The 9,647-nt window shown below is 61.6% G+C and carries 6 protein-coding genes; 4 read left to right on the forward strand and 2 right to left on the reverse strand.

Features of this window, described 5'->3' with window-relative positions; genetic code table 11:
- The 4 genes from IH971_09490 to IH971_09505 form a co-directional block, all read left to right on the forward strand.
- Positions 1-3,110: VCBS repeat-containing protein (locus tag IH971_09490; GenBank protein ID MCH7498070.1), on the forward strand; the 3,110-nt coding region annotated here is incomplete at its 5' end.
- Positions 3,111-3,239: 129 nt separating this feature from the next.
- Positions 3,240-4,109 carry a hypothetical protein gene (locus IH971_09495; GenBank protein ID MCH7498071.1) on the forward strand — a complete coding sequence of 290 codons (870 nt, stop codon included), beginning with the start codon at positions 3,240-3,242 and terminating at the stop codon, positions 4,107-4,109.
- Between the two features lie 32 nt (positions 4,110-4,141).
- A complete protein-coding gene (locus tag IH971_09500) occupies positions 4,142-5,215 on the forward strand; it encodes a TlpA family protein disulfide reductase (GenBank protein ID MCH7498072.1) in 1,074 nt (357 codons plus the stop codon).
- Between the two features lie 80 nt (positions 5,216-5,295).
- Positions 5,296-7,008, forward strand: a complete 1,713-nt coding sequence (locus IH971_09505; GenBank protein MCH7498073.1) for a bifunctional sulfate adenylyltransferase/adenylylsulfate kinase — start codon at positions 5,296-5,298, stop codon at positions 7,006-7,008.
- A gap of 45 nt (positions 7,009-7,053) precedes the next feature.
- On the opposite strand, the gene IH971_09510 is transcribed toward IH971_09505, so the two are convergent.
- A complete protein-coding gene (locus tag IH971_09510) occupies positions 7,054-8,355 on the reverse strand; it encodes a nucleotide sugar dehydrogenase (protein ID MCH7498074.1) in 1,302 nt (433 codons plus the stop codon).
- 91 nt (positions 8,356-8,446) lie between these two features.
- Positions 8,447-9,647: UDP-glucose/GDP-mannose dehydrogenase family protein (locus IH971_09515; protein MCH7498075.1), on the reverse strand; the 1,201-nt coding region annotated here is incomplete at its 5' end.

Below are 9,647 nucleotides of genomic sequence, written 5' to 3' on the forward strand. Positions count from 1 at the left end.
CCTGCGCTCCGGCGGTGTGCGACGGGTGCTCGTCCATCGGCGCGTCCTGGGGCGACTACGACAACGACGGCGACCTGGACCTGTTTGTAGCCAACTCGAGCGATCAGAACAACGACTTGTACACCAATGAGGGCAACGGGCTCTTTACCAAGGTTGTGGGCGTTCCCATCGTCAGTGACGCCGGCTGGTCGCGGAGCGGCTTGTGGGGCGACTATGACAATGACGGCGACCTGGACCTGTTTGTAACCAATTTCGACGACAACTTCCTGTACGTCAATGAGGGCGCCGGCACCTTTTCCAAGGTAACCACCGGCCTGCTGGTGACCGATGGCAGGGCCTCCCTTGGCGCTGCCTGGGGCGACTATGATAACGATGGCTGGCTTGATCTCATCGTGGCCAATCGCGCGAGCAGACCCAATAACATTTACTCAAATAAGGGTAGCGGCAACCACTGGATCAACATTGCACTGACCGGTACCCAGAGCAATGTCTCCGCTATTGGCGCGAAAGTCTTTGCCAAGGCGACCATTAGCGGAAACCCGGTGTGGCAGCTGCGGGAAGTGGCCAGCCAGACCGGCTTCCTCAGTCAGAACAGCCTGAACGTGGAATTCGGGCTGGGCAATGCCACGACCATTGATTCGGTGCGCGTGGAGTGGCCCAGCGGCATCGTGCAGGTGCTGACGGGGGTAGCCGCCGACCAATTCCTGTCGCTCACGGAAGAGGAGCCGGTCAGCCGGCCCACGGTCGCCACACTGCTGCCCAGCAATATCACCGCCACCTCGGCCACGTTGAACGGGTTGATCAACCCCAATGGCGAGACCACCACGGCGAGGTTCCAGTGGGGCGCCACGACGGCCTACGGCAATGAAGCAATCGTGCCCGGTACACTTACGGGCGTGGGGAACGTACCGGTATCTGCGACGCTCAGCGGTCTCCTGCCCGGCAGCACTTATCATTATCTGGTGATTGCTGCGAACAGGGCGTGGGATATCCCTGGCGGCGACCAGCAGTTTACCACGCCAGCCGATACCAATACGACCATCGATGTCATTGTCATCGCGGGCGATACCGAGGTGACCTTTCCCGGCACCAGCGTGACCCTGGCCATCACCTTCACCGGCGGGGCGGGCAACGACACCATCGAGGTGTCCCAGACCACCACTACGCCGACGGGAACCATCCCCGCCACCGTTGAGCTGCTGGCCGCGCGATTCTGGGAGATCAACCATTTCGGCAGCGGCCAGTTCACGGTTGACATCACCCTCGTGCTGGGGCCGCCGGGCACCATTTCCGCCCAGGACCAGGCCGCCCCAGCCAATATCAAACTCCTGCGCCGAGCCGATGCCGACGTGGAGCTCTGGACGGTGATCGCCGCAGCAGAAGCGGCCACGGACAGTTCCGCCACTTTCGGCGGCCTGACCGGGTTCAGCCAGTTCACGGTGGGCAAGGGGGTCACGCTGGATACGCAGGCGCCCGTGATCGCCACGCCCGCCATTGCGCCCCCGGCGCCGGTGGCCGCCGGAACCGAAATCGTGGTGACCGCCACGGTTACCGACAACGTGGGGGTGAACCAGGTGGAGTTGCTCTACGCCCGGGGCGGCGCCAGCAGCTACACGCCCGTAACCATGACCGCGGGTGCCGCGGGTGCGTTCAGCGCGAGCATACCGGCGACGGCTGTCACCGTGCGGGGGGTGGTGTTCTTCGTCCGCGCCAACGACACCGCGCCCAGCCCCAATGCCGACACCACGGCCACCAGGTTTGTGGCGGTAACCTTCCAGGGCGGTACGCTGACCACCGCCAGCACCAACGGCAGCGCGTTTTCGTCCGGTTTCCCCCGTGACCAGTGGCGGCTCATTTCCGTGCCGTCTGCGCCCAGCAACAATGCGGCCAGTACCATCATCGGCGGGCGGCTGGGTGCCATCCGCGATACGACCTGGAAGCTGTTCGAGTACACCCGCATTCCCACCGACCAGTGGCGGCTGGCCACCAGCCTGGCGCGGGGCAACAGCTACTGGCTGTATCAGCAGGTGCAGGCCAGTGCGCAGTTCGACGCGGGCGCTGGGCGGACGGACAACCTGCAGAACTTCGCTATCCCCCTTCCGGCGGGCCCCGACTGGAACCTCATCGCCAACCCCTATCCCTTCCCCGTCTCGATCCAGCTGGGCCAGAACGACTTCTTCGGCCCCCTCACTTACGACGGCAGCGGCTGGTCCGGCATCCTTACGCAGCTGGCCCCCTGGGGCGGCTACATCGTTTACAACCGGACCTCCTCAAGCCAGACGATATCCGTGACCGCCACGCCGGGCGGCGGCGCAGCTAAGGAGCTGCTGGCGAAAGGGCAGGAGGCCCCGGCCGGGTGGCTGCTCAGGCTCGCGGCCGTAGGCCAGACCTACACCGACCGGGCCAACGCCATCGGGCAGTTGGAGGGGGCCAGCGATGCGCTGGACCACTTCGACAACCCCGAGCCACCCTATGTGGACGGGTACATCTCACTGGCCATGGAACGGGACGACTGGGGGGCCAACCTGCCGCGCTTCAGCACCGATATCCGCTCCCCCGAGGCCCAGGACGGCGTCTGGGACATGGCGCTCTACGTGCGGGGTGAGCAGGGGCCCATTACCCTGTCTACCCAGCTGCAAGGCGACTGGCCGCCGGGCCACCGGATGGTCCTGCTCGACCTGCTTACGCGGCGGGAGCACGACCTCCTGAGCGGCGGCGGGGCGCTCACCATCACCCGCTACCGGGAGGACTTCCCCTACCACCTGAAAGTGGTGGCCGGCTCGGCCGCTTACGTGACCCATGCGCTGGATCAAATCCTGGCCGCACTGCCGTCCGATTTTGCGCTGGCGCCGAACTATCCCAACCCGTTTAATCCCAACACCACGCTGCGCTACAGCTTGATTCGGCCTGCCCGCGTCAACCTTGCCATCTACGACCTGCGGGGGCGGGAAGTGATCACCCTGTTGGATGGCTGGCAGGACCTGGGGCACTACGAAGTGGTCTGGGACGGCCGCGACCGCAGCGGCAGCCGTGCCGCCTCGGGCCTCTATTTTGCCGCCTACCGGGTCGCGGGCCAACTGTTCACCCGCAAGATGGTGCTCATGAAGTAGGGGCTTCTGTCCCGTCAACCTTCGCAATGCCCCTTTCGAACCAGCCCATCCGGCGGCATAAGTGGTGTACGTTCATGACGGACGAATTAGCTTTCGGACGATGGGTCGCTGGGGCATGAAGGGGCGCTAGTGGCTGCGGCCACAAGTTCGCCCGCCTCGCTGGCACGGTCCAGCATTGTAACTCTCGTCTGGGGGCTGTTGCTGAGTAGCACAATTCTCCGGGGGCAGACGGCTACCATCCTCTTCACCGGCAGCGCCAACGGCGTCATCCAGAACTGCTACTGCCCCGATGCTCGCCTGGGCGGGCTGGAAAAGCGGGCCCAGTTCATCGCCACTTACCGCGCGCAGCATCCCGATGTTCTGGTGCTGGACAACGGCGACAACTTCATCGAATACCTGACGCCGGGCTTCGCCGATGTTGTCACGGCTGCCATGCAGCTGATGCAGGTCGACGTCATCAATCTGGGTGACCAGGACATCGCCTATGGTGACCAGGCGTATTTCGAGCTGGGGGCGGTGGTGCCGGAGTTGGGGCGGGCGGTGACGATCAACAGGGGCGCCGCCCATTTCTCCATTTTGCCGGTGCTGAGCGCTTCGGCGACCAAATTTTATCCCGAATTTGTCTTTGCTGATCTTGACCTGGACGGTCTGAATGCACAGATATTGGCCTGGCTTGCTGCCGAGCTGCCTGACAAGGCGTACAGGATACTGCTCTCCCACTCGGGTCTTGAGGCCGACAAGGCCCTGGCCCGGTCCTATCCCGGTATCGACCTCATTGTCGGGGGGCACTCACAGACGGTCCTGGACACGCCGGTAGTGGTGAACGGCGTGCACATTGTGCAGGCGGGTGGCTACGCCGGCTACGTGGGCGAGATCCGACTGGACTCCGGTCCCGGCGGCTTTGTCATCAGCGGCTATCAGCTGCACCCCTTAACGCAGGCGCTGCCCGACCACCCTGCCGTGATGAAACTTATTGACCAGTTCACGGTGAGTCATTAACCTCCCGTCGGTCCTATGCGCGAAGAAGACCCATGAGTAGCAAAATTCTAGCAGCGCTGGTTTTCGGCCTGACATGGGCTCATGCCCAGCTGGAGGTGGGGCAGGCCGCCCCCAAATTTTATCTTCCCCGCCTGGATGGCGGCTCTTTTTACCTGAGCAAAGTGGTTGGCACCAAAGCCAGGCCCGCAGACCGGAAGCCGGTGGTGGTAAGTTTTTTCCAGACTACCTGCATACCGTGCCAGGCAGAAATCACTGAGTTTGAAAAACTGCAGGTAAAATATCCATCCATTGATTTTTTCCTGGTGGACATCAGCGAGAACGACGCGCTGGTGACTGAGTATGTGGAGGAATTTGATCTCAAGCTCACCATGCTGATGGATCGCTACGGCGTCACGGGGGGGAAATACGGTGTGGTGGATGAAAACGACATTACCCTGCTGCCCAACTCGTATATCCTGGCGGCGGATGGTACGGTTTACCACCACCACAAGGGCTTCAAGCCGGGTGATGAGGTGGCGTACGATGAGAAGCTGGGGGAGTTGGCAGCCCGCCAGGCGAAGGAGCTGGCAGCCCTGGAGTCAGAGCGTGTCGCAGAAGAATCGGCCGCGCGCGCGAAGGCCAAGGCGGCTGCTCCACCCAAATTGGTCGTCGGTAAACCGGCGCCTACCTTCTTTCTGCCACGTCTGGCGGGCGGCTCTTTCTACCTGAGTAAAGTGGTGGGGAAAAAGGCTAAGGCGAAGGAGCGTAAGCCGGTCGTGGTGAGCTTCTTTCAAACCACCTGTATACCGTGCAAGGCTGAGATCACCGAATTCCAGAAATTGCAGGCAGATTTCCCCGGCATCAAAATCTACCTGGTGGACCTGAATGAGCCTGATGACCTGGTTACGGAATACGTTGAGCGCTTCGATATTGAGCTCGAAATGCTGATGGACCGCTACGGTGCGGTGGGCAAAAAGTATGGCGTTGTGGAGCCCAGCGGGCTGGCGCTGTTGCCCAATTCGTTCATTATTGCCCCGGATGGCTCCCTATACTATCGCCACACCGGGTTCAAGCCCGGGGATGAGACCACCTACAGGGAAAAATTCGTCGAACTCAGCTCTCCCTAGGCCGCGATGCCGACCTGTTGAAACCTGCCGGCCAGCCAAGCCACCAGCACCAGGTTAATTTAGCCCACGGGTCCCGATCTATGCCTTTCACGCCACCCACACCTCACGGCGGCCGCCTGGTCGATCTGCTGGCCACGCCGGAGCGTGCGGAGCAGCTGCGGTCTGCCAGCATCAAGCTGCCCCAACTTGCCCTGAACGACCGGCAGCTGTGCGATCTCGAGATGATGATGAACGGCGGTTTTTCGCCTTTGAGTGGCTTCATGGTCAGGAGCGATTATGAGTCGGTGTTGGAGAACATGCGCCTGGCAGATGGGACCCTGTGGCCCATAGCCGTCACGCTCGACGTATCCGAGGAAGTGGCGCAGGGACTGGAAGAGGGCGGGCAGCTCATCCTGCGGGACAAGGAGGGCTTTGCCCTGGCAACACTCACCATCTCCGACATCTGGCGGCCGGACCGCAGCCTGGAAGCGGAGCAGCTGTTCGGCAGCACCGATCCGCGGCACCCCGGCGCAAACTATCTGTTGGAGCAGTCAGCGCCGGTCTACCTCGGCGGGACCATTGAGGGCATTTTGGCGCCCAAGCACTACGACTACCTTCCGTTGCGTCATACCCCCGCCCAGGTGCGCCAGCGGTTTGCCGAACTGGGCTGGGAGCGGGTGGTAGCCTTTCAGACGCGCAACCCCATGCACCGGGCCCATGTGGAGCTCACCTTGCGGGCCGCCCATGAGGCTGGCGCCAACATCCTGATCCATCCCGTGGTGGGGCTGACCAGCCCGGGGGATGTGAACCACTATACCCGCGTCCGCTGCTACGAATACGTCCTCTCCCGCTACGATCCCGGCACGGCCATGTTGAGCCTGCTGCCCCTGGCCATGCGCATGGGCGGACCGCGAGAGGCGCTCTGGCACGCCATCATCCGCAAGAACTATGGCTGTAGCCACTTCATCGTCGGCCGGGACCACGCTGGGCCGGGCAAGGATGGCCACGGCCGGCCGTTTTACGGTCCCTACGATGCCCAGGAGCTGGTCAAGGCGCATCAGGATGAGCTGGGCGTGACCATGGTGCCCTTCAAGAATATGGTCTACGTGGCAAGCCTTTCGGAGTACCAGCCGGAAGACGAAGTGCAGGCGGGCGCCGAGACCGAGCAGATATCGGGGACCGAGCTGCGCCGCCGGCTGGATGAGGGGCTGGAGCTACCCGCGTGGTTTTCTTATCCAGAGGTGGTGGCCGAACTCCGTCGCGCGCAGCCGAAATTGTCCCGGCGGGGGCTCACCATCTTCTTCACCGGCCTGTCCGGGGCCGGCAAGTCCACCCTCGCACGTGGCGTACTGGTCAAACTGCTGGAGGACGGCCGGCGGCCGGTGACGCTCCTCGACGGGGATATCGTTCGGACGCACCTGTCCAGCGAGCTGGGCTTCTCACAGGAACATCGCTCGCTCAATGTGCGTCGCATCGGGTTCGTTGCCAGCGAAATAACCAAGAACCGCGGCGTCGCTATCTGTGCCCCCATCGCGCCTTATGCGGCGGACCGGCAGTTTAACCGCGAACTCATTTCGGGCCTCGGTGGCTATATCGAGGTCTACGTGAGCACCCCCCTGGAAGTCTGCGAGCAGCGGGACGTCAAAGGTCTCTACGCGAAGGCCCGGCAGGGGCTGATCAAACATGTGACGGGGGTGGACGATCCCTACGAGGTGCCCACCGCGGCGGAAATCGTGGTGGACTCCAGCTTTGAAGCACCGGAAGCGATCATGGAGCGGATCGTCGACCAGATCAGGAAGTCGGGTTACCTCTAGCGGTGGGGCAGGCGTTTGTGAGCAGCGGTGCGCCGGTGCCGCCGGTCAGGCTTTATGGTACAGCTCGGAGTCACCCGTCAGCAGGTTCCGGGTATCCAGAATGGGAACACCATATTGCTGGAAATCGACGGAAGCATACTGATCGTGGGCGGTGGCAATGAGCATCAGGTCGTAATCTGCCGATATGTCCACCGAGGTTCTGCCTGCCAGGGCAGAAAATTTTCGGGACGCGCCTATCAGAGGGATAAACGGGTCGTTGTAGCTGACCAGGGCGCCCATCCGCTCCAGTTTGCTCATGAGGTCATAAGTGGGTGACTCACGGGCATCATCGACGTTGGGTTTGTAGGCCAGACCCAGGATCAGGATGCGGGCGTCCTTGAGGGGCTTTCCATAGGCGTTAAGCACCTCCATGACCCTCGTCACCACAAAGTCGGGCATAGCGGTGTTGATTTCGCCGGCCAGTTCAATGAAACGGGTAAATATTCCGTACTCCCGGGCCTTCCACGAGAGGTAGAACGGGTCGATGGGAATACAGTGGCCCCCCAGGCCGGGCCCGGGATAAAAGGGCATGAAGCCGAACGGCTTCGTGGCGGCCGCCGCAATGACCTCCCAGATGTCAATGTCCATCTTCATGAAAGCCACCTTGAGCTCATTCACCAGCGCGATGTTCACGGCACGGAAGATATTTTCCAGCAATTTGCTGGCCTCGGCCACGCGGATGGACGAGACGGGCACCGTCCGCACCACAACTTCGCTGTAGAGCCTCTCCGCCACGGCCAGGCCATCTTCGGATGTGGCGCCCACCACCCTGGGGATATCCCCCGTTGCGAAGGTCTTATTATTGGGGTCTTCACGCTCTGGCGAATAGGCCACGTAGAAATCGCGGTCCACCTTCAGCCCGCTACGCTCCAGTATGGGTACCACCACCTCTTCCGTGGTGCCGGGATAGGTGGTCGACTCTAGAATCACCAGCTGCCCGACGTGCAGGTGCCGGCTGATGCTTTGAGCGGTATCCACAATAAAACTGATGTCGGGCTCCCGGTGGGCTGTCAACGGGGTAGGCACCGTAATGATGATACCGTCGCAGGCAGACAGTCCGGCATAATCGCTGGTCACCTCCACCCGGCCTGACGCAAGGCCAGACCGTACCCGCTCCGTTGAAATATGCTGGATATACGACTCGCCGTCCTGCAGCGATTTAACCTTTGCCTCGTCAATGTCAAATCCGATCGTCCGAAAGCCGTGCTCGGCAAAATTGTAGAGTATGGGCAAGCCCACGTACCCCAGGCCAATGATACCCACGACAAACTCTTTTTGGTCAATCTTGTTGATGAGCTCTGATTTCATGCTTCAGTTTCCCGCAATGGATTATTTAACGGTTTGTAAAGGCTGTCGTGCCCGCAGCGCTGCCAGCTGGCCGCCCGACCCTCGCGGATCGTCAACCTTTTGGCACAGCATTGGGATGTGGCGAAGTCCCAGGACCGGGGCGTCCGATGGAGATGTAAGTAAATCCATACTTCTCCATGGATTTAGGCTCGAATTGATTGCGGCCATCGAAAATGACCGGCTCTGCCAGGGTCGATTTCATTTGCCGGAAGTCGGGGCGACGAAAGTGGTGCCAATCGGTAACCAGTATCAGAGCCTGGGCATCTTGCAGGCAGCGGTACATGTTATCGGAATAGTCGATGGGCAAGCCGAAGGCCTGATCGAATGCGTGGGCGGCGATGGGATCATAGGCGCGGACACTGGCGCCCGCCTCCAGCAAGCCCTCAATAATGCGGGCCGCAGGCGCCTCCCGCACGTCATCGGTATCCGGTTTGAAGGCCAGTCCCCATACGGCGAAGGTCTTGCCGGCGAGTGCTTCGCGACCGAAATAGGCTTTCATTTTAAACAGCAGGCGCTCTTGCTGCACCAAGTTGGCGCGATCCGCCGCCTGCACGACGTGCATGGGGACCTCTACTGATTCCGCCGTCTTGAGCAGGGCCCCGACGTCCTTGGGGAAACAGGAGCCCCCGTAACCGACTCCCGGGAACAGGTAGCGTCGGCCTATGCGCCGATCGCTGCCAATGCCGACTCTCACCTGATCTACATTGGCCCCCACGGCCTCACACAAATTGGCGAGTTCATTCATGAAGGATATGCGGGTGGCCAGCATGGCGTTGGCTGCGTACTTGGTGAGTTCCGCGGAGGGAATATCCATGATGATGATTTTGGAATCATCCGTGCGGCAAAACGGTTGATACAGCGTCCGCATGCGGTCGATGGCCCTCTGGCTGTCGGCACCGATAACAATTCGGTCGGGGCTCAGGAAATCGGGCACCGCCTTGCCTTCCTTCAGGAATTCGGGATTGGATACCATGTCGAAGCCCGGCACCGTATCCCCCGGTTTCAGGGCATCCTGAATGGCGGCTCGAATCCGCGCTCCTGACCCCACCGGTACAGTGGACTTGACGACGATGATGCGATAGTCCGGCAGGGCGGCACCAATGGCTTGGGCAACGGTGAGAACATGCTGCAGGTCGGCGTTGCCGTCTTCTACTTGAGGTGTGCCCACAGCAATGAATATGAACTCGCATTCTCTGACGGCCGCGGCCGTATCGGTTGTGAAGGAGAGCCTGCCTTCACCCAGATTGCTGTCG

This window comes from Candidatus Neomarinimicrobiota bacterium, from assembly GCA_022560655.1.
Lineage (GTDB): Bacteria > Fidelibacterota > Marinisomatia > SCGC-AAA003-L08 > TS1B11 > JADFSS01.

What these genes read in the sequence shown, in the direction of transcription:
- IH971_09500 (MCH7498072.1), top strand. Translation starts at nt 4,142, where the DNA reads ATGAGTAGCAAAATTCTAGCAGCGCTGGTTTTCGGCCTGACATGGGCT.
- IH971_09505 (MCH7498073.1), top strand. Translation starts at nt 5,296, where the DNA reads ATGCCTTTCACGCCACCCACACCTCACGGCGGCCGCCTGGTCGATCTG.
- IH971_09510 (MCH7498074.1), bottom strand. Translation starts at nt 8,355, where the DNA reads ATGAAATCAGAGCTCATCAACAAGATTGACCAAAAAGAGTTTGTCGTG.